This is a genomic window from Collinsella stercoris DSM 13279, assembly GCF_020735465.1.
Lineage (GTDB): Bacteria > Actinomycetota > Coriobacteriia > Coriobacteriales > Coriobacteriaceae > Collinsella > Collinsella stercoris.
The window spans coordinates 29,867-53,644 of the sequence record NZ_CP085935.1 but is presented as its reverse complement, the minus strand read 5'-3'; the positions used below and the strand labels follow the sequence as shown (position 1 = coordinate 53,644).

The 23,778-nt window shown below is 65.6% G+C and carries 19 protein-coding genes; 5 read left to right on the top strand and 14 right to left on the bottom strand.

All coding sequences use genetic code 11. The features are described from left to right. Positions 1-95: 95 nt before the first annotated feature. The 3 genes from LK434_RS00205 (at position 96) to LK434_RS00195 (ending at position 4,345) form a co-directional block, all read left to right on the top strand. Positions 96-983, top strand: a complete 888-nt coding sequence (locus tag LK434_RS00205; protein WP_006720866.1) for a methylenetetrahydrofolate reductase — start codon at positions 96-98, stop codon at positions 981-983. Continuing rightward, a complete protein-coding gene (locus LK434_RS00200) occupies positions 980-1,735 on the top strand; it encodes a hypothetical protein (RefSeq protein ID WP_006720865.1) in 756 nt (251 codons plus the stop codon). The genes LK434_RS00205 and LK434_RS00200 overlap by 4 nt, the downstream gene beginning before the upstream one ends. 63 nt (positions 1,736-1,798) lie before the next feature. Beyond that, positions 1,799-4,345, top strand: a complete 2,547-nt coding sequence (locus LK434_RS00195; RefSeq protein ID WP_006720864.1) for a homocysteine S-methyltransferase family protein — start codon at positions 1,799-1,801, stop codon at positions 4,343-4,345. 255 nt (positions 4,346-4,600) lie between these two features. On the opposite strand, the gene LK434_RS00190 is transcribed toward LK434_RS00195, so the two are convergent. Continuing rightward, positions 4,601-5,965, bottom strand: coding sequence for a PFL family protein (locus LK434_RS00190; RefSeq protein WP_040360963.1), 1,365 nt, complete (start codon positions 5,963-5,965; stop codon positions 4,601-4,603). Between the two features lie 237 nt (positions 5,966-6,202). Between LK434_RS00190 and yhbY the strand changes: the two genes are divergently transcribed. Then, positions 6,203-6,502, top strand: a complete 300-nt coding sequence (gene yhbY, locus LK434_RS00185) for a ribosome assembly RNA-binding protein YhbY (protein WP_006720862.1) — start codon at positions 6,203-6,205, stop codon at positions 6,500-6,502. Positions 6,503-6,622: 120 nt separating this feature from the next. On the opposite strand, the gene LK434_RS00180 is transcribed toward yhbY, so the two are convergent. Then, positions 6,623-9,661 (bottom strand): AfsR/SARP family transcriptional regulator, encoded by a 3,039-nt coding sequence (locus LK434_RS00180; RefSeq protein WP_006720861.1) that lies wholly within the window; start codon positions 9,659-9,661, stop codon positions 6,623-6,625. A gap of 467 nt (positions 9,662-10,128) precedes the next feature. Continuing rightward, positions 10,129-10,494 carry a LysR family transcriptional regulator substrate-binding protein gene (locus LK434_RS00175; protein WP_006720860.1) on the bottom strand — a complete coding sequence of 122 codons (366 nt, stop codon included), beginning with the start codon at positions 10,492-10,494 and terminating at the stop codon, positions 10,129-10,131. Between the two features lie 226 nt (positions 10,495-10,720). On the opposite strand from LK434_RS00175, the gene LK434_RS00170 reads away from it, so the two are divergent. Then, entirely contained in the window at positions 10,721-10,906 is a 186-nt protein-coding gene (locus LK434_RS00170) for a helix-turn-helix domain-containing protein (RefSeq protein ID WP_227917763.1), read from the top strand. Positions 10,907-10,984: 78 nt separating this feature from the next. Here LK434_RS00170 and LK434_RS00165 read toward each other — a convergent pair whose 3' ends face one another. From LK434_RS00165 to LK434_RS00115, 11 genes are all read right to left on the bottom strand, one after another. Then, complete coding sequence (locus LK434_RS00165; protein ID WP_040360961.1) at positions 10,985-12,913, bottom strand: fructose-bisphosphatase class III; 1,929 nt, start codon at positions 12,911-12,913, stop codon at positions 10,985-10,987. 63 nt (positions 12,914-12,976) lie between these two features. After that, entirely contained in the window at positions 12,977-13,198 is a 222-nt protein-coding gene (locus LK434_RS00160) for a hypothetical protein (protein ID WP_006720857.1), read from the bottom strand. Between the two features lie 235 nt (positions 13,199-13,433). After that, entirely contained in the window at positions 13,434-15,656 is a 2,223-nt protein-coding gene (feoB, locus tag LK434_RS00155) for a ferrous iron transport protein B (protein WP_006720856.1), read from the bottom strand. A gap of 129 nt (positions 15,657-15,785) precedes the next feature. Beyond that, the gene (locus LK434_RS00150) at positions 15,786-16,007 is read right to left on the bottom strand and encodes a FeoA family protein (protein ID WP_040360958.1); all 222 of its coding nucleotides are present in this window, start codon (positions 16,005-16,007) and stop codon (positions 15,786-15,788) included. A 54-nt stretch (positions 16,008-16,061) separates the two neighbouring features. Continuing rightward, the gene (locus LK434_RS00145; RefSeq protein ID WP_227917762.1) at positions 16,062-16,385 is read right to left on the bottom strand and encodes a FeoA family protein; all 324 of its coding nucleotides are present in this window, start codon (positions 16,383-16,385) and stop codon (positions 16,062-16,064) included. Between the two features lie 228 nt (positions 16,386-16,613). Further along, positions 16,614-17,756, bottom strand: a complete 1,143-nt coding sequence (locus LK434_RS00140; protein WP_006720853.1) for a YibE/F family protein — start codon at positions 17,754-17,756, stop codon at positions 16,614-16,616. A gap of 157 nt (positions 17,757-17,913) precedes the next feature. After that, positions 17,914-20,247 carry an FN3 domain-containing metallophosphoesterase family protein gene (locus LK434_RS00135; RefSeq protein WP_187371207.1) on the bottom strand — a complete coding sequence of 778 codons (2,334 nt, stop codon included), beginning with the start codon at positions 20,245-20,247 and terminating at the stop codon, positions 17,914-17,916. 180 nt (positions 20,248-20,427) lie between these two features. Continuing rightward, entirely contained in the window at positions 20,428-21,183 is a 756-nt protein-coding gene (locus LK434_RS00130; RefSeq protein WP_006720851.1) for an ABC transporter ATP-binding protein, read from the bottom strand. A gap of 4 nt (positions 21,184-21,187) precedes the next feature. After that, positions 21,188-22,288 carry an ABC transporter substrate-binding protein gene (locus tag LK434_RS00125; RefSeq protein WP_006720850.1) on the bottom strand — a complete coding sequence of 367 codons (1,101 nt, stop codon included), beginning with the start codon at positions 22,286-22,288 and terminating at the stop codon, positions 21,188-21,190. 236 nt (positions 22,289-22,524) lie between these two features. Then, positions 22,525-23,259: an ABC transporter permease gene (locus LK434_RS00120; protein WP_006720848.1), complete on the bottom strand. Its 735-nt coding sequence runs from the start codon at positions 23,257-23,259 to the stop codon at positions 22,525-22,527. Between the two features lie 178 nt (positions 23,260-23,437). Next, a complete protein-coding gene (locus LK434_RS00115) occupies positions 23,438-23,746 on the bottom strand; it encodes a thiamine-binding protein (RefSeq protein ID WP_148334533.1) in 309 nt (102 codons plus the stop codon). Positions 23,747-23,778 lie beyond the last annotated feature (32 nt).

The following is a 23,778-nucleotide window of genomic DNA, read 5'->3' as shown; positions in this document are numbered from 1 at the left end:
AAATGTGTTACAACCCGCCCCGGCACGTGCGCCCCGACGGGCAGGACGGCGTACCATAGCGCTATTTGCCACCTTTTGACGCACCAGGAGCACGCATGAGGATCGATGAGCTGTTCGCCAGGGCCGCCTCCCAAGGCACCACGCCCGTCTCGTTCGAGATGTTCCCGCCCAAAGGCGAGCTCACGCTCGAGCGCGCACGCGAGGTGGGCAGCCGCTTTGCCGAGCTCTCGCCCGGCTTTGTGAGCGTCACCTACTCCGCCGGCGGCTCGACCAACAACGCCGCCACCACGCAGATCGCCTCCATGCTGACGCGCGAGCTGGGCATCACGTCGTGCGCGCACCAGACCTGCATCTCGCTGCACCGCGAGGACCTGCCCGCCAAGATCGCCGAGCTCCGCGCCGCGGGCATCGAAAACGTGCTCGCGCTGCGCGGCGACGTTCCGGCCGACGCGCCGACCGGACCGGGCTGCGCCGACTATCGCTACGCGATGGACATCATCCCCGCCCTCGTCGAGGCGGGCTTTTGCGTGGGTGCCGCGGCGTATCCCGAGGGCCACATCGAGTGCGACGACCTCGACCGCTCGATCGCCCACCTCAAGCTCAAGCAGGACTGCGGGGCGAGCTTCCTCGTTACCCAGCTCTTCTTTGACAACGAGCTCTTCTACCGGTTTCGCGAGCGCGCCGAGCGGGCGGGCATCACCGCGCCCATCACCGCCGGCATCATGCCCTTTATGGGCAAGCAGCAGATCAGCCGCATGGTGTTCATGTGCGGGGCGTCACTGCCCTCGCCCGTGATCAAGCTGCTCGCCCGCTACGAGGACGATGCCGAGAGCCTGCGCGCGGCGGGCATCGAGTACGCCTGCCGCCAGCTCGAGGACCTTGCGGCGCACGACGTCGACGGCCTGCACGTCTACACCATGAACCGCGCCGACGTGGCGAGCGCGGCGATGAGCGCCCTGCGCCAGGACTCGGCCAACCGATGAGCGCCGTAGCCTTGCCCACCGCGCTTTTGGAGCCCCATCTGTTCTCCCTCGCGGGCGAGGAGCGCCTCACATGTGACCGCGCCGAGGTGCTGCGGTACCTGGGCCACAGCGGCCAGGCAATCGATGCCGACCTCATGGCCCGCATCGACGCGGTGATCGACGAGGTGGAACGGACGGCGCGGCCCCGGGGCGTCTGGATGATGGCCGCCGTGGATGCGCAGGCTCTCACGGGCGGCGGCGAGCCCTGCATCCGCCTGACGGGCACCTCGATCGAGCTCGAGGGACGCGACATCTACCGGCACCTCAAGGACGCGCGCTGGTGCGCGGTGCTCGCCTGCACGCTGGGCCTTGAGCACGAGCGGCGGCTGCGAGCGCGAGGCGTGGGCAGCCCCTTGGAGGCGACGGTGTTCGACGCCGCCTCGTCCGCCGCGATAGAGGCGGCGGTGGAGCGCATGGACCGCCATATTCGCAAGCTCGCCCAATCCGCCGGGCTTTCCTGCAACTGGCGCTTCTCATGCGGGTACGGCGATTGCCCCCTCGCCGCGCAGGGAGGCATCCTCGCCGCCCTCGATACCGGACGCCGCCTTGGCCTCACGCTCACCCCGTCTGGGCTCATGCTGCCCAGCAAGTCCGTCACCGCCATGATCGGCGTCTTTGAGGGCGCGCCTCGATCCGCCGACGCGCCCGCGCGGTGCGACCTGTGCCGCCAAAAAGCCGCCTGCTCGTTCCGGGCACGCGGCGTCACCTGCTAAGCTAAGCCCCAACGTACGCAGGAGCATCGGATATCGCGCACCTGCGCCCCCTCAAGGAGCACCATGGACACCACATTGCAACGCGCACTCGCCGGCACCGGCCACCTGCTATTCGACGGCGGCATGGGCACCATGCTCCAAGCCCGCGGCCTCGCGGCGGGCGAGCTGCCCGAGCTGCTCTGCCTTACCCATCCCGAGCAGATCACCGCCATCCACCAGGCATACGTCCAGGCGGGCAGCGACGTGATCACCACCAACACCTTTGGCGCCAACCGTCTCAAGCTCGCCGGACGCGCCCAGGTGCGCGACGTCTTCCGCGCCGCCGTCGCCTGCGCGCGCCAAAGCGGTGCGCGCCTGGTCGCCGCCGACATCGGGCCCATCGGAGCGCTGCTGCGCCCCCTGGGGACCCTCTCGTTCGACGAGGCGTACGACCTCTTTGCCGAGCAGGCGCACGCGGCGCAGGACGCCGGTGCCGACCTCTTCATCATCGAGACCATGACCGACCTGCTCGAGATCAAGGCGGCCGTGCTCGCATGCAGGGAACAGACCGACCTGCCCATCTTTGCCACTATGACCTTTGAGGCGGACGGCCGCACGTTTTTGGGCACGCCTCCCGAAGTCGCCGCCGTCACTCTCGACGCCCTGGGGGTCGACGCCCTGGGCATCAACTGCTCGCAGGGCCCGGCCGAGCTGCGCCCCCTGGCCCGGCGGATGCTCGCCGTCACGGAAAAGCCCGTGATCGTGCAGGCCAACGCGGGCCTGCCCCACGTCGAGGACGGATGCACCGTCTTCGACATCGAACCCGAGGCGTATGCCCAAGCCGTCGCCGGCATGGTCGAGGACGGAGTGGGCATCCTCGGCGGCTGCTGCGGCACCGACCCGCGGCACGTCGAGCGCATGGCGGAGCTGCTGCGCGACCATGCCCCCGCGCCGCGCACCATCGAGGCAGCGTTCACGGTGACGAGCGCCCAGCGCCTCGTGTCGCTGCCCTGCGACGCCAGCCGCATAGCCGTGATTGGCGAGCGCATCAACCCCACCGGCAAGCGCCTCCTCAAGGAGGCCCTGCGCTCGGGCGATTACGACTACGTCGTGAGCCAGGGCATCGCCCAGCAGGAGGAGGGGGCCGACATCCTCGATGTGAACGTCGGGCTTCCCGACATCGATGAAGTGACGGCCATCCAAATCGCCGGCGAGCGCCTGAGCGGGGCCGTGACGCTCCCCTTGCAGTTCGACTCCACCGTGCCGACCGCCCTCGAGGCCGCCGTGCGCCGCTATGCCGGCAAGCCCATCATCAACTCGGTCAACGGCAAGCGCGAGGTGCTCGACGAGATCCTGCCCATCGCCGCGCGATACGGCGCGAACGTCATCGGACTCACGCTCGATGAGGAGGGCATCCCCACCACCGCCGAGGGGCGCTTCGCCATCGCCGAGCGCATCGTCCATGCCGCCGCCGAGCACGGCATCCCCGCCACGCGCATCCTCATCGACTGCCTCGCCATGACCGCCTCGACCGATCAGCGGCAAGCGGGCGAGACGTTGCGCGCCATCCAGATGGTCAAGCGGCAGCTCGGGGTCAAATGCACGCTCGGCGTCTCCAACATCAGCTTTGGCCTGCCCCAGCGGCCCCTGCTCAACAGCACTTACCTCGCCGCAGCCCTGGGCGCAGGGCTCGACGCCCCCATCCTCAACCCGGGATCGGAGCGCTACATGGACGTGGTCCGCAGCTACCGCGTCCTCAACGGCGAGGACAGCGGGGCGGCGGGTTATATCGAGCGATATGCCACGTGGCGCGATCCGTACACGACGGGCGCACCCGGCGCCGTGCCGGTGCCCGCTGCACCGGATGCCGGCAGCACCGGGACCTCTCGATCCGCCGCCGCAGGTGCCCCCGTCGCCGACGGCGCGCGAGCCGCGGGCAGCGGGCAGGCAACGTGCGGCCCATCTACCGGGGGCACCGGACAGACGGGAGCCGCAGGCCCTTCACACCCCGGGGACGACCACGGCATCGAGCATTTCGTGCTCACGGGCCGCAAGGGCGAAGCCGCGCGGGCAACGCGCGAGCTTTTGAGCACCATCGACCCCCTCGAGCTCATCGACGGGCACATCATCCCGGCCCTCGACGAGGTCGGCGCGCGTTTTGACCGCGGCACGCTGTTCCTGCCGCAGCTCATGGCTTCCGCCGAGGCGGCGCGGGCGAGCTTCGACGTCATCAAGGAGCACATGCCCGCCAGCGACGGCCTGAGCAAGGGGACGATCTGCGTGGCGACCGTAAAGGGCGACATCCACGACATCGGCAAGAACATCGTCAAGATGCTGCTCGACAACTACGGCTATCACGTCATCGACCTCGGGCGCGACGTCGATCCGCACGTCATCCTCAAGACCGTGCAGGAGCGCCATATCCGCCTGGTCGGCCTCTCGGCGCTCATGACGACCACCGTCGCCAACATGGCGCAGACCATCGAGCTTTTGCACCGCGAGGCCCCCGGCACGCTGGTCATGGTGGGCGGCGCCGTGCTCACGCCCGAATACGCCCAGCAGATCGGGGCGGACTTTTACGCCAAGGACGCCGCGGAATCGGCCCGTATCGCCGCGAGGGTATTTGGCTGACGCGCAGGGCTCCAGTTGATGCGCGGGCCTTTGACCGGTACGCATGGGGCGACCCCGGCACGTCGAAACGCGTGCCGGGGTCGCCTCTATCAGCTCGCCAAGGGCGATATGAAGGCGCGCCGACGTCGTCTCGGAGACGGTGGCGCGCAGGGCCAAGCGCGTGTGCCTGCCGATTCGGGCGCTCGGGGCTTCAACCCACGTGGGCTCGACGCGCGTCCCTGCCAAAGCTCACCGCACGCCCGTCCTCGCCGGGTATCAGTTCTTGAGCGAGTTCATCGGGGCCGGGAAGCGGCCGCCGCGATGAGCGAACACCGTACCGGCATGGCTGTTGACCGGCATGATGGGCGCACGGCCGAACAGGCCGCCGTAGTCCACGGACTCGCCCACGCCCTTGCCGATGGCGGGAATGATGCGAACTGCCGTGGTCTTGTTGTTGATGACGCCGATGGCCATCTCGTCGGCGATGATGCCGGCGATGGTCTCGACGTCCGTGTCGCCGGGGACCGCGATCATGTCGAGACCCACCGAGCACACGCAGGTCATGGCCTCGAGCTTCTCGAGCGACAGGGCGCCGGCCTCGGCGGCCTCGATCATGCCCGCGTCCTCCGAGACGGGGATGAAGGCGCCGGACAGGCCGCCCACGCTGGAGCTCGCCATGACACCGCCCTTCTTGACGCAGTCGTTGAGCAGGGCGAGGGCTGCCGTGGTGCCGGGGCCGCCGCACTGGCCGACGCCGATGATCTCGAGGATGCGCGCCACGGAGTCGCCGATGGCGGGGGTGGGTGCCAGGGAGAGGTCCACGATGCCCTTCTCCACGCCCAGGCGACGGGCGGCCTCGCGGCTCATGAGCTCGCCGGCGCGGGTGATCTTGAAGGCGGTCTGCTTGATGCGCTCGGCGACCTGCATCATGTCGGCGTCCTCGGGCAGCTCCTCCAGGGCCGCGGCCATCACGCCGGGGCCGGAGACGCCCACGTTGATGACGGCGTCCGCCTCGCCGGAGCCGTGCACCGCGCCCGCCATGAACGGGGAGTCCTCGACCATGTTGGCAAAGCACACGAACTTGGAGGCGCCCACGCACTCGCGGTCGGCGGTGAGCTTGGCGGCGTCGATGATGGTCTGCGCGGCCATGAGCACGGCGTCCATGTTGATGCCGGCGCGCAGCGTGGCCACGTTGACGCTTGAGCACACGCGGCTCGTCTCGGCGAGCGCGCGCGGGATGCAGGCGATGAGCCTGCGGTCCGCATCGCCGATGCCCTTGTGGACAAGAGCGGAATATCCGCCCAGGTAGTCGATGCCAAGGGTCTCAGCCGCGCGGTCGAGCGCATGCGCGAGCGGAACCAGGTCCTCGTCGGGGCAGGCGGAGGCGATCTGCGCGACGGGAGTCACGGAGACGCGCTTGTTCACGATGGGGATACCGTACTCGCGCTCGAGGCTCTCCGCCGTCTCGACCAGACGCTCGGCGGTGCTCGTCACATGGTCGTACACCTTGGTGCACATGCGGTCGAGGTTCTCGTCCGCGCAGCCCATGAGCGAGATGCCCATGGTGATGGTGCGGATGTCCAGGTTGTGCTCCGAGACCATGCCGCGTGTCTCGGCGATCTCCTGCGGCGTGATGGACATGGCGACTCCTTTGAGGCTCGTTCGGTCCTGTTTGCATTCCGTCCATTCTAACGTGCACGCCCGCACTCCATCCCGCTGGAGCAAACGGAAACACAAGAAGTGACGAGTCGTCGCCCAACCGGCCATGAGCGCCTCGTGGAGGGTGGCTCCGCCCCGAGGCCCGTACCTTGTCCCCTCGCCTGCGGTGCGGTATCGTTGACCTGCAAAAAAACAGCCCCGCAGAAAGCGAGTAGATACATGGCACTCACCGGCAAGCAGGTTCGCCAGCTCCGCGCCCTCGCGCATCACCTCAATCCCGTCGTGTTGATCGGCAAGGCCGATGTCACCGACGCCATCGCCAAGCAGGCCAAGGAGGCCCTCGAGGCCCACGAGCTCATCAAGTGCGGCGTGCAGGACGGCAGCCTCCTTTCCTGCCGCGAGGCGGCAGACCAGCTCGCCGAGCGCGTGGGGGCCGAGGTCGTTCAGGTGATCGGCCACCGCTTTTCCCTGTATCGCGCCAGCAGCCGCAAGGACATCGAGCACATCAAGCTGGACTAACCCTGCACGCGCAACGCGGCGACCGGCCGTACGTCGCACAGAACATCAGAGTGCTTTGGGAAAGGGGCGATCGCGGTCGCCCCTTTCCCATACCGCGACCGCCCTCGACCACACCGACCGCTACGCCAAAAGCGCCTCCGCCCCCTCTCGCTGGATGATCGCCTCGTAAGCCATCTGCGTCTCCTTTTCGGGGAGCGCATGCAGCTCCCGCTCCAGCACGTGCACATGGCTGTTGTACAGCTCGACCACCTCGCGCCGCCGCCCGCTCTTATCGAAGATGCGCATGGCCACACGGATCACGTCCTCGCGCATGGGGGCCTGGCGCAACGCCGCCTCGACGAGCCATGATGCGACGGGCAGATCGTCCAGCTCGAGCGCGGTGGCGATGCCCCGCATCATGCAATCGACGAATTTTGCCTGATAGATCCGCCTCTGTCGCACGTAGAACGAGGAGTCCCCAAAGTTAGGGACGTACAGCGGCCCGGTGTAGAGCTCCTCGAGCTGCAGGCACGCATCGATGAGCTGCCTGCCCGTCGTCCCTATGCGCCTGAGCAGGATATCGCGCGCCAGCATCTCAAAGCGCATGGTGTCCGACACGACGTACTCCGTGTTGACCGCAACTCCCTCCCCTTGCGTCAACACGTACTGCGGCCCATCCGCCCCTTGGCCAAACGCCGCCCTGAGCGAGGTCAGCCCGGCGTAGAGCGCCTCCCGGGCATGCAGGTAATCCTTGTCGGGCCACACCTCCTCGCCAAGCTCCTTGCGCCCCACGAACGCGCCGCCCGCCAGCACAAGACGCGCCGCGATGACGCACGCCTTTCTCCTGCGCCATGCCGCATCGGTCACCACGTGCCCGCCGCGCTCGACCTGAAAACCGCCGAAGAGCCTCACGTTCACCTGACCCAAAAGCGCCACGGCGTCGTCGTGCGTCAAGATGCTTGACGCCGCCGCGGACGCCTGCGCGAGTGACGGCTCGGCAAGCTGATCGTCGGGCTGGACCTCCGGCAGCGCCCGGCGCATCATCGCCGCGTGCTCACCTATGCTCGCCATGGCCTGACGCGCAAACACCGTGAAGTCCTTGGACAGCAGGACGCCCTTGTTCATCGAGCACCACGCGCTCAACTCCGATTGCCGCCGCGCCGCCGAGAGCCGAAGCGCGACGGCCCATGCGTCGACGGGGCCGGCCGCGGCATCCGAAAGATCGAGCAGATCGGCCTCCTCGTCTAGGGACATGCGCGGCGCGTTGAGCACATGCGCGCAGCACTCGAGCATGCGCGCCCACGCCACGATCATGCACTGGTCCGCACTCGCCAGCTTGAGCACCTGACGGGCGCGGAACAAGGCGTTGCTGTGCTGGCCCAGCTCAAGCGCCTGCCAGCCCTCTCCCACCAGGCAAAAGAGCTGCGTGGGAAAATCCGAGGTCCTCACGGCGAGCGTTCCCATGTCGATAAACGCCCGCTCGTCGGCAACGGGAATGGATGCGAGCAAACGACAGGTCGCCGCCACCATGCGCACGTGCGCCGCAATCGGCGCCAGCCTGCGCTCCGTCAGGCGGCGGATCAGGCGCTGCATCTTCGTCTCGGCCGCGCGCGCATCGCCCATATCGCCGCGCATGATGTCCATGAGGGTCCGATCGCATGCGAGGAGCACGCGCGGGATGGAGACTCCCTCTCCCACCAGGCCCTCGATGCCGCACACGTCCTCCCCGAGCGCGGCCGCCCCCGATCCGCCGACCAGCTCGGCGTACACCCTGCCGTGCAGGTCCAGCCTCCGCGACGCCGCGGTTTCGTGACCCTGCGTGAACGTGGCGTCGAGTTTTGGCAGCTCGATGCCGCGGCAGCCCTCCCAAAGCCCGCTCAGCGCGTGCGCCTCGACCCAGGCAGTGGGCTCGATCTGCCCCGCGACCTCCCGCGCACGGCGCTTGAGCTCCACCGCCAGGGCCCGTGCCACCCGCAGCTCGCCGCCGACCAACGCCGCCGTGTACATCGCGAGCACCGCGCCGACCGGCATCGTCGACGACGCCACATCACCGGCGGAGCCCATCACGTCGCGCACGAAGGCGATGTTGCCGCTCAACGCGAACGCCGTTGGGTGCTCGGCCAGCACGCCCAACCGATCCTCGAGATTCTCGAGCATGCCCGCCACGTAGACCGCCTGGTCCATATCGTCGGCGGCGACGAGCACCTTGATCGCGCGCATGGCGAACAGCGGCCGCGTGTGAACGATATGGCGGCACAGCTCGCCCATCGCCTGGCTGCGCCGCGCGAGGCAGCGGTATGAGCCCTGCTCGATATCCACCCCAAACGCCGGGAACTCGCGGGCAAGGCGCGACCAGCTCTGAGTCCTCACACGCATGTTGATGCGCTCGAAATCGCGCAGGGAGCCCCCGCCCGTGAGCACGAGCAGGCATGCCATCCGATACAGCGAATCGCGGTCGCGCCGCAGATCCCCCAATATGCCCTCGTACAGCGATGCGACGGCGCGCGAGAACGATTCCAAGCTCGTCGGCCTGCCGTCCAGCATGCCCAGCATCGACACGAGGGCGGGGATCCCCTGGGTGAGCTCGTATACATCCACATCGCTCGAGATGCCGAGTACCCTCGACCAATCGGAGAACTCCTTGGGCCGAACGGCGAGCGCCTGGGGACCGATCTTGTACGCATCGCCAAACCCGTTGGCGAACTGCCTGTTGTTGGGCCTGCACGCCACTATGAATTCGAAACCCTTGCCGTGGAGCTCTCGCATTCGGCCCACAACCCCATCGATGGCCGTCGCCCCCAGCACCGGCAGGTTGTCGATGGCGACGAGCGGCTGCATGCGGGGCTCCAGGTGCGTCTCGAGGTCGCGCAGCGTCTCGTACAGCTGCGCGCCATCGAGTCCCGACGCATCGAGCATGCGGGCGACGCCGCGCTCGGGATCGGCCTGCACAGCCGCCACGCGCTGCGCCAACAGCGTCGTCTTGCCAAAGCCGTCCGGCGCAATCAGGATCGTCGCACTTACATCTTGGGCGCGAAGTTGAATCTCACGCAAGATCCGCGCACGCCGCACCGTGCGCTGCGGTATGGGGACCGGGGGCATGGTGAGCCCCCATGTTGCCCCGCGCTCGATTCGCCCCTCTTCGGCATCTCCACTCGCCTCACCGAACTCATTGTGCGCCATGACCGCTTCCTCTCCTTTGGGTACCGTGCGTCTACAACGGTATGAGACGCCGATGGCGCAACGTCAGTCGATTGCTCATTGCTCGTTCCCGCGTTGGATATGTGTCAGGCACTCAACGGTGCATAGGCAGTCCTCTCGTCGCTTCCCGCTCTCCACAACCGGCTGCATCCGTGCGCGCTGCATGCGCTTCCCCTGTTGTAGAACGTGAATTAACCTACCCCCTATCTTTTGAGGGCGTGCAGCACCTTTCCGCCAGTGTGGACAGTTGCCATGTGAGCGGAGGAATTCTGCACGCGAACGGTCAGACGGGTGATTGTCGGCACCGCGCGCACGTGGAAAATTGGCGCGGATGCCAGGACCGGCGGCGTGGCAGCACGGCGGCGCGTCGGGCGACCGCCGCTGCGATGCACCCGTTCGGAGGCACCACTCACCCCCGGGCGCCATTTGTTCCGAAGCGTCATTCGCCCCTACGATGCGAAGAACCGCCGCGTCACCTGGATGAACTCCGCCAGGTGCGGGGCGATCCACTTGCGTGCGTGCCAAAGCATCTGGGTCTCCATGCGCACCGCCGGCATGTCGCTCCCAAGCTCCACGAGCGTCCCCGATGCGAGCTCGTTTGCCGCCGAGAACCGCGGCACGAACGTCGTCCCCACGCCGCGCTCAGCCAAATGCACGAGCGTCTCGGTGTTGCCCGCCTCAACCAGCGGCTCGATCGTCACGTCCCGCTCGGCGAGCAACCGATCGAGCTCCAAACGGTAGCTCTCGCCGCGCTCGGTGAGCACAAAGGGCAGGCGCGCAAGCGCGTCCACTCCCACCGGCTCGCCATCTTCCACGCCATGCGCGAGACGATCCGCCGCCTCAATACCATCTGCGAGGAGGAGCTTTCGCGCCGCTCGTAGAGCCCACGCGCGCGGTTACGCACCTCTATACCACCCGCGTTTCCTAAGATTCCGAGGTTCTGGAATCCCTATGCGAAACCCCAAAATGTAAAGCGCACTTTACGTTTTGGGGTTTTACCCCGGGCATGCTCGAAACATGAACGAGTGCTCGCAACATACCTTGGGCAGGAACATCTGCGCCATCCGCAAGGAGCTCGGCCTGTCCAAGGTCGAGTTTTGCCTGCAACTCGGCATCAGCCGCGTCACACTCGACCTCATCGAGCAGGGACGCGACAACGTCAAGCTCTCCACGCTCGACCAGCTCGCCCGCGCCGTCGGGAAAGAGCCCTGGGAGCTCTTGCGCTAAAGCCCCGTGCATTTCGCGGGCGGCCGTGGCACACATCCCACATAACACGCCCTCACTCCGTCCGCCGGCGCGCAGCGCCTAACGGCGCTCCTCGAGCACGCCGGTCCGGTACGCATCGAGCAACTGATGCAAGTCGCGGATCTGCTCGCGAATCTGGACGCCCGTGTCGGTATCCCCCACCATCCGGCGGCTTTCCGCCACGTCAAAGCGGTCCGTCTCGCTCACGATGTCGGCGTTGCGCGCCAAAACCGCGTCGACGCTCTCGAACGCCTGGTGCGCCTTCAAGCGGCACCCGCGCGAGCTGGAAATCAACGTGTAGCCCGCGATGCCCGTCTTGTGGTGGTACGCGCTGCAAAAACCGCCGTCGATCACCAGCAGGCGGCCGTTCGCGCGGATGGGCTGCTCGCCCTCGGCGGCATGGACCGGCGTGTGGCCGTTGATGATGTGCCCCTCGCCCGGCGCCAAGCCAAATTCCGCCATGATGGCGTCGCAAGCCCGCTCGTCGCGCGTGAGCTCAAAATACGGGTCCATGGGCTCAACCCAGCTTGCCGGGTCGTCGATATAGGCGCGCTCGAACGTCTTGACCAAGCGTCCGCTCGCCGGAGACTTCATGCCGATCCAGAGATACCACATCCAGTCGAGCGCGGCGGCATCGCGCATGCGCCAGGCGCGCCGGGCGATCTCATCGCAAAAGTCGAGGTAATCGCGGCCGCTCCGCCATGTACCCAGGCAATTCACGCTCGTGAACGTGCCGTCCTCGTTCAGCGGCACGCACCCGTGGAAGAGCAGGTTGCGATTGCGCACCAAATACATCGAGCCGTGGCGATAGAGGAAATCGACATGACGCCTCAGGTGGTCGGCGCTCGTGAACTCCGCCACGAGCTTATCCACGATGCGCTGCTCCTCCTCGGTCAGCTCGTAGGGATGCTCGAGGTCGAGCGTGGGAAAGTCGCGCGTCGCCAGCGCATGCACGGTGCCGTCGGCCAGGCGAACCGTGTCCGCCTCGACGTCGATGCGCTCGAGCAGCAGGCGGTCGTGCATGTCGAAACACGCATGCCGTTGGATGATCTGCCCCTCGAGCTTGAACAGCAGCACGTTCAGCGCCTTCATGAGCGGTGTGAGCTTTGCCGCCAGGCCACAGGCCCCCTCGGGCACCGGCTCATACGTGCGGTCGGCGAACGCGACCAGCTCGCGCAGGGAGATGCCGTAGTCGTTCTCCAAGATCTCGTAATTGCCGTAGCGCAGGTTGTTGCGCAGCACCGTGATGATGCACGCCGGCTGCCCCGCCGCCGCACCCATCCACAGCACGTCGTGATTGCCCCATTGGATGTCGAGCGAATGGTAGCTCATGAGGCGGTCCATGATCTTGGACGCCCCGCCGCCGCGGTCGAAGATGTCGCCCACCAGGTGGAGATGGTCGATCACCAGGCGCTTGATGAGGTCGGAGAGCGAGCAGATAAAGTCCTCGCCCGCGCCCGTCTCCAAAATCGAGGCGATGATGCGCTCATGGTAGCGCACGCGGTAGTTGTTCTCGTCGGGGTGCGTGTGCAGCAGCTCGTCGATGATGTAGGCGTAGTCGCGCGGGATGGCCTTGCGCACCTTGGAGCGCGTGTAGCGGCTCGAAAGCGCGCGCGTGACCGTGAGCAGCCGGTCGAGCATGGTCTTGTACCACGTCGGCGTGTCCTCGTGCGCGCGGCGGGTGAGCTCGAGCTTTTCGTGCGGATAGTAGATGAGTGCGCACAGCTCGCCCTTCTCCTCCTCGGAAAGGGAGCCGGCGAAGATCTCGTCCACGTGCTCGCGCACCACGCCCGAGCAGTTGTTGAGGATGTGCAGGAACGCCTCGTACTCACCGTGAAGGTCGCTCATGAAATGCTCGGTGCCCTTGGGCAGGTTGAGGATGGCCTGCAGGTTGATGATCTCGGTGAACACCGCCTGCTGCGTGGGGAACTGCTGGGAGAGCAGGCGGAGGTACTTGAGGGATTGATCGGTGCGACCGGACGTGTTCACGGCGATTCCTTCCTGCCGGACGGTAGAGCACACCTTCCCAGCTTAGCACGCGCAATCGCGCGCTCATGACCGCTCGATGCCGCGCCCCAGCTTTTTTACTGTCTGCTCGACCCCTTCGCAGGCCGGGCAGGTCGCACGCTTGGAGGTGGAGCAGCCCGCGCACGAGCCGCCGCACGAACCCGCCTGCGCGCAATCGCCGCACGTGCCCTTTTTGCGCACGCGCACCACCACCGCGCCAAAGGCGACGGCGATCAGGGCGATGATCACAAAATCGATGGCCGACATTGGCCCTCCTTTCAAGGATTGCATCCATAATGCCCCAAATCGGGCACTCGCACCGCGGGATCAGTGAAAACGCCGGGTAAACCCGCCGCCCAGGCGAACCTCACCTGAGGCCCCACCCTTTGGCGACGGCCTGCCCGGCCTTGCCTTCTCGCTGCCCGTTTGACGAGTCATGCCGCATCGGGCACCCGGACGCCGCGCGACCGGATGCCCGATTGCCCGACTGCGGAAGCGCCGTCTATGCCGCGGCAACTCCAGCACGCGCGACGCCCTCATCCCAGGCGTAGGAGGGCATGGGGCGGAACAGCTGGAACAAGATCAGGAGCGCACATGCCGCCGCGACCACCGTCCACACGCTGAATTTGCCCAAAGCCGCCAGGTAGAACTGGTTGATCATAAGGCCGACGACCCAGGCGAAGCCGCACTCGTATCCAAGCGCGATGGCGGTCCACTTTGCCGATCCCATCTGCGCGCGGATCGTGCCCATGGCGGCAAAGCAGGGGGCGCACAGCAGGTTGAAGGCGCCAAACGCCGCGATGGCGCCCGCGCTGGGGAAGAGCGCCGCGAACGCGGACCACAGGCTCGGATCGGTCTCGGTCGCATCGGCCAAGTGCAGCAGCGAGGCGGCCGTCGCCATGACGTTCTCCTTTGCCACCAAACCCGTTACGGACATGGCGGTCGCCTGCCAGGTGTCAAACCCAAGCGGCGCAAAGATCCAGCTCACGGCACCGGCGACAAGGGCGAGCAGTGAATGGTCGGTATACTCCTCCGGCACGCCGGCCATGGACGGCAGATAGCCGAACGCACCCTCGAACACGCCAAAGCTGGAAAGGAACCACACCACGACGGTCGAAGCGAAGATGATGGTGAACGCCTTCTTGATGTAAGCGCTCACGCGCTCCCACACATGCAGCGCCCAGCTGCGCGGGCTCGGCAGATGGTACGCCGGGAGCTCCATCACGAACGGCGTTGGGCGGCCGGCAAAGAGTCGGGTCTTCTTGAGCATGACGCCGCTCACGATGACGGCGACGACGCCCAGGAAGTAGAAAAGCGGGGCGATCCACGTCGACTCGGCGTCGCCGATGAGCGCGCCCATGACCAGGGCGATCACGGGCAGCTTGGCGCCGCAGGGGATGAACGTGGTGGTCATGACCGTCATGCGACGGTCCTTCTCGTTCTCGATGGTCTTGGTGGCAAGCACGCCGGGCACGCCGCAGCCGGTGGAGACGAGCATGGGGATGAACGACTTGCCCGACAGCCCGAAGCGGCGGAAGACGCGATCCATCACGAACGCCACGCGCGCCATGTAGCCGCAGTCCTCTAGGAAGGAGAGCAGTACAAAGAGCACGAACATCTGGGGAATAAAGCCCAGCACGGCGCCCACGCCGGCGACGATGCCATCGCACACCAGGCTGATCACCATGTCGCTCGCCCCCGCGGCGGAAAGCCAGCCCTCGAACAGCGCCGGGACGCTCGGCATGGCGGCGCCGAAGAGCTCCCATCCATCGCCGAACAGGTTGTCGTTCACCCAGTCGGTCATCGCGGTTCCAAAGGTCGAGATCGCCAGGTAGTACACGCCGAACATGATGAAGGCAAAGATCGGGAGGCCGAGCCAGCGATTGGTCACGACGCGGTCGATCCTCTCCGAGGTGCTCATCTTGGCCGGGGCCTTTTTGAGGCAGGCGTCGACCATGTGCGCGATGAGCCCGTAGCGCTCAGCGGTGATGATCGACTCTGCGTCGTCGTCGCAATCCTTTTCGCACTGAGCCACGAGTGCCTCGATGCGCTCCGAGGCGTCATGAGGCAGCGACAGGGCGGCGAGCGCGTCCGCATCGCGCTCGAACAGCTTCACGGCAAAGTAGCGCCGCCTGCCCGCCTCGACGGAGGCCGGCAGCTGGGACTCGATCTTCTTGAGGACGCCCTCGATGGCGGCATCGAACGCATGGCGCGGCGCGATCCTCTTTGCGATCGCCTCTTCGCGCGCGGCGTCGATGAGCCCATCCACACCCGTGTTCTTGAGAGCCGAGATCATGACCACCGGGCAACCCAGGCTCTTCTCGAGCGAGGCGGCGTCGATCTTGTCGCCGCTCCTCTCCACCAGGTCCGCCATGTTGAGCGCGACCACGACGGGGACCCCGGTCTCGATGACCTGCAACGCGAGGTACAGGTTGCGCTCCAAGTTGGTGGCGTCGATCACCTGGATCACGACATCGGGGTCTCCACCCATGAGATAGTCGCGACTCACGCGCTCCTCGGGGCTGTAGGGGGAAAGCGAGTAGATTCCCGGGAGGTCGGTCACGACCACGCTCTTATCGCGTGAGAGAGGGGCCTCCTTTTTCTCCACGGTGACGCCGGGCCAATTGCCCACGTAGCCGTTCTGGCCGGTTATCAGATTGAACAGGGTGGTCTTGCCGCAGTTGGGGTTTCCCGCCAACGCGATGTGCAGTGCTTGATTCGCCATGCGAACCTTCTTTTCTCTTGGCTTTGAAACGTGTACGTTGCTGAGTCAGCCCGTTGGTGAGGCGAAAACGTCATCTCCTGCTAGTTATATGTGGCTAACTCTACCGATAGAAATATATGCCGCTCGCCGCTACGCGACCTCGACGATGGCCGCCTCCTCCTTGCGAATGGACAGCTCGTACCCACGGACGGTGATCTCGACCGGGTCGCCCAGCGGAGCCACCTTCACGACCCTGAACGGCGTGCCCTTGATGAGGCCCAGGTCCATGAGATGGCGGCGCAGCGCGCCCTCGCCATGGAGCTTGACGACGGTGGAGCCCTCCCCCACCTTCACGTCTGCCAACGTTTTCATGCTTCCCCCTTTCTTACGCGAATTATCGAACCCGAACATGAGACGCATGCGCCCTCAGGCAACCAGTACGTTCGTGGCGACCTTTGCGTCCAGGCCAAAGCGCGCCCCCTTGACGACCACGATGATGTTGCCGCCACCGGTGGCGACCACATGCACCTCGGAGCCCTCGACGAATCCGAGCGTCTCCAGATGACGCTTCACCTCGCCCGACCCCTTAACGCGAGCGACCGTCACCGTAGCGCCCGACCGCGCGAGGGAAAGGGGCATCGCGGGGATCTGCGGAGCTCCATCTGTGCTCGCGACGCTGCGCTCACGCCCCCGCACCTGCTCGGATTTCCGACGACCCAACATCATGCGACCACCGTCTTTCCCCGCCATCAAGCCAGCTCGATCCAGCGACATGCGCAAAGCCCGCGAGGACGGAGCCACGCGAGCTTTCGGCAAACCACTTACTCTCGGCGTTGCGGATGCGCGGCATGTGAATAAGAAGTTAACCTTGGCTATGTTCGCCTTAGTAAACTACCACTTGGACGCCCCGCTGTGAAGGGGTTTTGGCTATCTAATTCAACGGGGATTCCGTCGTTTGCGGTTCTCGCTCGCGCTCTCCTACGAACGGCGACGCAGCCCCGCGCAGATAAGCGAGGTGACCGGCACGCACAGGACGACCGCGATGGCCCCCACGAAACTGTGGACGATCTCGACGGCGACAAGGTCCGAGGAAAGGAGCTGGTTGAGTTGCACGCCATAGGAGATGAGCAAAAGCAACGAGGTCAGGCTCGACCCCACGAAGGCAAGGATGAGCGTCTGGCACATGGTGCCGATCATGTCGCGCCCGATCGTGAAGCCCGAGGCCATGAGCTGACGCGCGGAGATGTCGGGATGCTGGTCGCGGATCTCGAATAGAGAGGTCGCCACGGACATGCACATGTCCATGACCGCACCGAGCGAGGCGATGAGCACGCTCACGAACAGGGTACCGAAGATATCGAGATCAGTCGCCTGCTTGACCACGATGAGTTCGTCGGCGCCATCCTGATTGAAGCCGTTGACCTGCATGATGCCGGCGAACACCGCATACACGGCTGCGGCCGCGAGCAGACCGGCAACAGTCGAGGCGATGGCCACGAAGGTCTTTTCGCTCAAGCCGTTAAGGAGCACCATCGACACCACGGTGATCGCAGCCGCGGTGATGAAGCCCATCGGCACGGCCGGGAAGCCGCGGTAGAGGCCCGGCACCAGGAAAACGCCCAGCGCGTATGCCACGAACAGGAGGCCCACGAGGCTTCGCACCCCCTTTGTGCCGCCCACGATGACCATGCTCAACGCGAATACGACCACGAGGGCCGCAACGGCGGGAATCCGGTCGTAGTTGAAGACGGTGTAGTACATGGAGCCGTCCGAGCCGGTATCGGCCTTGAGGATGACCCGCTCGCCGGGGGCCCCGACGATCGAATGCGTGGGCGACAGGGAGTTCTGCGCCTCCACGACCTCTCCGGAGCTCTCACCGGAGGTGATGCGAACGCTCAGGGTTTGGGAACCCATGTACCGACCGGTCCCCTTCTCCATATCCAGGTTCTCCGCAACGACTTGCTCGACTGTCGCCGAAGGGTACGACACGCCCGCCGTCGTGAGCGCGGTGAACGACACGCCCGAGCTGAGCAGGTTAAACGCGAGGATCGCCAAGGAGATGCCGCACACGATGATCGCCGCGGCAATCGTATCGGCATGCTTGCTCAAAAAAGTCTTCAAGGGTGGACCTCAATCATGAGACAACCGAGCGCGTCGCGCAGCGGATGGGATAGATTCGAAATGAGGGCCGGAGCGCACGCCGCGAAAGGCATGCACTCCGGCCCGAATGGCTCACCAAGTTCGCCGAAGGCGTTCGGCGGGACGGGTGGCCGCAGGCTTACCGCACCTGGCGGTCGCGATTCTTGAGGACGAGCGCCGCGGCGATGACGGCGACGCCCACGACGGCGATGGCCGCGATGAAGGCCGGGGCGATCAGGTCTCCGGTTTGCGGCAGGGAGCCGCCCTTCGTGCCGGTCGAGGTGGACGGCTTGGCCGTAGCGCCGGCACCGTTTCCGGTGGTGGTACCGTTGCCGGTGCCGTTGCCGGTACCGTTATTGTTGCCGTTGTTGGCGCCGTTGTTGCTGCCGTTGTTGGCGCCGTTGTTGTCGGAACCGTTGTTGTTGCCGGTACCGTTGTCGGTGCCATTGTTGTTGCCAGTACCGTTGTTGTTGTCGGTGCCGTTGTTGTTGTCGGAACCGTTGTTATCGGTGCCGTTGTCGCCGGAGTTCTGGTCGGTGTGGACGATCGTGAAGGTATCGAGCTTCTCCAGGTCGGCGGAGTCGGTGTAGTAGGTGTCGAGCGTCAGCTTGCCCCCGTTAACGGTCACGTTCGTGATGGTCGGACGGTTGCTCTGCCCCTGCGCGGCGACCCAGGTCGGCATGGCGTTAACGACAGCGCTGTTGGTCTTGTAGTACTTGGAGCCCGAGGCGGAGTCGGCCGTGAGGTAGAGGACCTGGCCCTTTGCCGGATCGACGACCTGGTTGGCATCGGCACCGGTCTCAGAGGCGACCGGGTTCGCGCCCTCCATCATCGTGGTGCGGGTGAAGTAGTGGTCATGACCCATGAGCACGACATCGATCCCAAGATCGCTGAAGACCTGCGGGAGCTCGTTGCGACGGCTCTGGATGTCGGAGTCGGTGTAGTGGTTGGCGAGGGAGAAGACGGAGTGGTGGAACACCACGATCTTCCAGTTGACGTTCGGGTTGGCGGCGATCGCCTGCTCCATGAACGCCTTGTGGTTGCCGGTGTTCATGTCGTTGGAGTTGATGTCCATGAACAGAACGCCGTTGTACACGTACCAGTAATCGCCGGACTGGGTGCCGGTGCCGCTGGTGGCGCCGAGCGAGCTGACGTTGGGAACGTTGAAGTAGTCGGAGTACCGGGAGCTGCCGTTGTCGTGATTACCCACGGTCAGGGCCTGGGTGAGGGAGGCGAGCTCCTTCGGGGCGAAGTAGCTGTCGTACTGACCGTCCTCTTTCGCGCCCTTGTCGTTGATCTGGTCACCGGCCGACACCATGAAGTTCGGGGTGAGCTTGTTCACGGCGTTGGTGAGCGTCGCCTGCCAACCAGCCTGGTCGGCATCGGAATTGCCGCTCGCGCCGATCTGCGGGTCGCCGGCGAACAGGAAGCTGAAGGAGGCGCCGGAGCCGAAGTTGCCCGTCGTGAAGACGGCGGGGTCGGACCAGGCGTCGTCGTTGCCGACGCGATAGACGTAGGCGGTGTTGGCGGCAAGACCGCTCACCGTGGCCTTATTGGACATAAAGCCCTCACGGGTGGCGGCAGACTGCAGCGCCTGGACCTTCTCGGCGCCGGACTCCGGGAAGGCGTCGCCCTCCTTGTAGCCGGCGGCCGGGGCGATCTCGACGAACGAAGCGTTCGTGGAGGTGCCGAGCCAGTTGAAGTTACGGGCGGACTCGGTGGCGCCGATCTCCAGGGAGGCGTCCTTCACGGTGTCGGCGGCCTTGCCGTAGGTGAAGGAGACGTTCTTCACGTCCAAGTAGATATCGGAGCTGGTGGCGCGCCCGTTGTGGAGCTCGACGCTCAGGACGTTGCCGGTGGCCTTGAGGCCCAGGCTCGCGATATCGGTGAAGTTGAAGGTCGCCGTCTTGGGAGCGCTGTCGTTGGAGCCACCGTAGTTGGTGGTGCCGTAAATCGGATCGGTGCCGTCCTTCACGTGGTTGTCGAACTCGGCGACGACGTGCCCGTTTACGGCCACGATGGCGGCGTCGTCGTAGGCGACCTCACCGGTGATGGCCTGGATGGCGTCGATGTCCTTGGCGTCGAAGGTGGTGCGGAAGTAATACACCGGGATGGCGTCGCCATCGGCGCCGTTGATGTACTGGTTCAGCAGCACCTGGGGCGTCATGCCGCCACCCAGGTCGGCGATCTGCCCGTTCTTGGCGCCAAAGCTGCCGGAGGCCGTCTTCCAGGCGGCGTCGCTCACCGCGGCGCTCGTCTGCCAGCCGTCAGCCGGCTGCTGGTTGTCGTCGCGATACTGCCACTGCGTCTTGCCGGATTCGACGATCTGAGCGCCGTCCGCATCGGCGACGCCGGTCGTCGGGTTGGCGAACAGCACGCCGCCGGCCACGAGCACCGCGAGCACCGCCAAGGTGGCGGTGAGGGCGCGGTACCAGCGCGGCCGACGACGAGATGTCGTGTTCTTCCCTGTCATCATCTCTCCCCAATCATGTTTGGACCGTACAGCGCTGCTTATCCAGCGCTGCGTTGGGATGATAGGAGCCGAATGTTCAGGGTGACGCATAGACGCGTCAGCTGCGGGTAATGGTATGTAAGGAACAGGACAGCTCTGCAAGCCGAATGTCAGGGAGGGAGGGGGTCCGAAAGACCTTCCCTATGACCGCAGGAGCTCGAGCACATGGCGCTTGTGCTCCAAAAACTCCGGGGAGACGGCAAACTCGGCGCGCTTTGGGTGCGGGCACGAGACGCGCTCGCAACCTACGATGCGGGCGGGGTCGCCTTTTTGCGGAGCTCCGCGCATGACGAAGATGACATCCCCGATCTTGACCGCCTCGTCGATATCGTGCGTCACCACGAGCGCCGATGCGCCGCAGGCATCCATCACGCTCAGGAACCACGTGTGCAGCTCCGCCTTGGTGAAGGCGTCGAGCGCAGAGAACGGCTCATCGAGCAGCATGAACTCATGCGAGAACAGATAGCTGCGCATCAGCGCGGCGCGTTGCCGCTGGCCTCCGGAAAGCTCCGCCGGCCAGCGGCCCTCCACGCCCGAGAGCCCAAACAGCTCAAAGAGGCCCTCCGCCCTCTCGCGAGCCTCGCTGCGGGACGCGCCCTTGAGCACGAGCGGCAACGCCACGTTGTCGATGACGGTCTTATGCGGCAGGAGAAGATCCTTTTGCAGCATGTACGACAGGCTCCCCGGCCGCCCCGTTATGTCGTGACCATCCAGCAGCACACGCCCCGAACGCGGGCGGGCGAGGCCCGCCACCACATGGAACAGCGTGGTCTTGCCGCAACCGGAGGGGCCGAGCAGGCACGCCACCTGCCCGGATTCCACCGTGAGGCTGACGTCGTCGAGCACGCTCAGCCCGTCAAACCCCTGAGACACGCCTTCGACCGCAAGCGTCGCCATGCCCCTACGCCTCGATGAAATCGGCGCTCATGCCGGCGCCGGGCTCGAAATCCGGCGCAAAGCCCTGGGCAGCGACCCACTCGTAAAAGGCATCCCATCGACCCTGGTCGATCTGACCCCACACGGCGGCGTCGGCGCGATATTGATCGGCCAGGTAGCGTTGGCTCGCCACCACCAGGTCGTGCTCGAGCTCGGGCGCGGCCTTGAGCAAGACCTCGGCCGCGCCGTCGGGATCGGAGATGCAATCCTCGTATCCGCGGCGCGTGGCGTCCACGAACGCCTGCACCATCGCGCGGTCCTTCTTGATCGCGTCGTCGTTTGCGATGATCACCGGGGTGTAGAAGTCGAACACCGAGTCGATGTCGGCAAATGCGAAGTAGTTGGTCTCGAGCCCCGCCAGGTCGCACTTCTCGCCCGCCCAGGCCCAATAGATCCAGATGCAGTCGACCTGGTCGGTGCTGAGCGCCGTGACCTCGTCGGTCACCGTGGAGGGAATCATCTTGACCTGGCTGAAGTCGCCGCCGTCCGCCTCGACGCAGCGCTGGATCACGCCTTGCTCGATGGGCATCTCCCACGTGGCATAGGTGTGACCGGCCATTTTGGCGGGACTCGTGATGCCCTTTTCCTTCAGGCTGATGATGCCGGAGGTGTTGTGCTGGATGATGGCGGCAACGGCCGTCACGGGCAGGGGATCATCCGAGGACAGGTAGGACGCCATGGTGTCTTGGAAGGACACGCCGAACTGCGCGTCGCCAGAGGCCACGAGGGCGTCGGCCCCGTCCTCGGGCGCCTGGACGATCTCCACATCCAAGCCGGCATCCTTGTAGTAGCCGCGCTCGGCGGCCACGTAGACGCCCGTGTGGTTGGTGTTGGGCGTCCAGTCCAGGGCAAAAGTGACCTTGCGCAGCTTCGAGCCGCCCGCAGTCGATGCCGAGCCGCTACCCTTGGGCGCGCCGCCGCAGCCCGCAAGCGCTGCGGCACCAGCGAGTCCCAGGCCCGCCGTACCCGCACGCAGCACCGCACGGCGCGACATCGCGCGCTCGGAAATCAGGTTGCCAACGACCGTCTTACCGGCGGCCTCGATGTTCATCATCTTGTCTTTCATGAGATATCTCCTCTTAACGGCGCTCGCGCACCGCACTGTTTTTGTTCAACGGCCTCGTCGCCAAAAAGCGACACCTTGGCCGCATGCCTGATATTGCGAGTTGGCGCCGGGCCCTCACGCCAAGGCTCCCGACACCTCAAATTGGGAACAGGCACTCATTTGAGGTGCTCACGCCAAGGTTCCCAGCGCTCCTCGTCTTCACTGTCTCGAATTGGCACTTGCTCCAACTCGAAGCGCTAGCGCCTGTTGGATTCGCCTGCGCGCTCCCAGGGCATCACTGCGCGGCGCAGCGCATCGACCACCCACATGAGCACCAGGCTCAACGCGGAAATCAGGAAGATCACCGCGAACATCTTGTCGAACGAATACGCCTTGCGCACGCGCGTCATGTACACGCCCAGCCCGGAAAAGCCACCCAGCCATTCGGCGATCACGGCACCCACGATGGCGTAGGCCGCCGAGATCTTGAGGCCGCCAAAGAGCTGCGGCAACGCGGCGGGCAGCTTCGCGTGGCGCATGATCTGCCAGCGCGAGGCGCCCATGGCGCGCATGAGGTCGATCTCGTCCGGGTCAACCGAGCGCAAGCCCTCAAGCAGGCCGACCGTGATGGGAAAGAAGGTTGTCACCACGATCAGCACCACCTTGGGCAGCATCCCGTAGCCAAACCACAGCACCAAAAGCGGCGCTATGGCGACGGTCGGGATGGTCTGGGTGAGCACGACGATGGGATAAAACGCACGGTACAGCAGCTCAAAGCGATCCATGGCGAGCGCGACCACGAACCCGAGGGCCACGCCCGCGCCGAGCCCCAGGCCCGCTTCGGCAAGCGAGGTGGCCGCATGGCTCGCGAGCAGCGGCCAGTCGGTCACGAGCGCTTGCGCCACGCTCACGGGACTCGGCAGCATGAACGGCGGGACCAGACCGGCGGAACAGACCGCCTGCCAGGCGAGCAGTAGGCACAAAACGGTCAAAGGTGCAGCCAAAATCGACAGTGTCGACAACAGGCCCGGTGTAAAGCCCGCACATTTCTCCTTACCAAGGCAAGAAAAGCGCTTCAAAACGCCTTTTCCTACAAAATGTGCGCCCTTATCGCCGCTGGCGTCGACTACAGCATCCCCATGCGGCGCGCAATGCGCTGAACGCGCGCCCCTAGGCATCGTTCTCGTGGTACTTGCTGATTTTTTCCTCGGTGGTAAGGACGCCCTCCTCAGGCGCGAAGAAGATCTTGACGTAGGTGGCCACCTCGGGCGCACCAGCCTCGACGCAGATGCGGTTCACACCGGCCACGACCTCCATGCACAGGTCGTACTCGCCCTGGATGGCCGTCTCGAACGGCCCCACGTACGCGTCGGGGAACTTGGTCTGGATGTAGGCGATCGCTTCATCGACGATGCGGCAGACCTCCTCGTTGCCACCCACACGCTGCGGCAGGACCTGAATTGCCACGCTTGCTTCCATGAGCATCCTTTCCGGGGCCACAAAAAACGGAC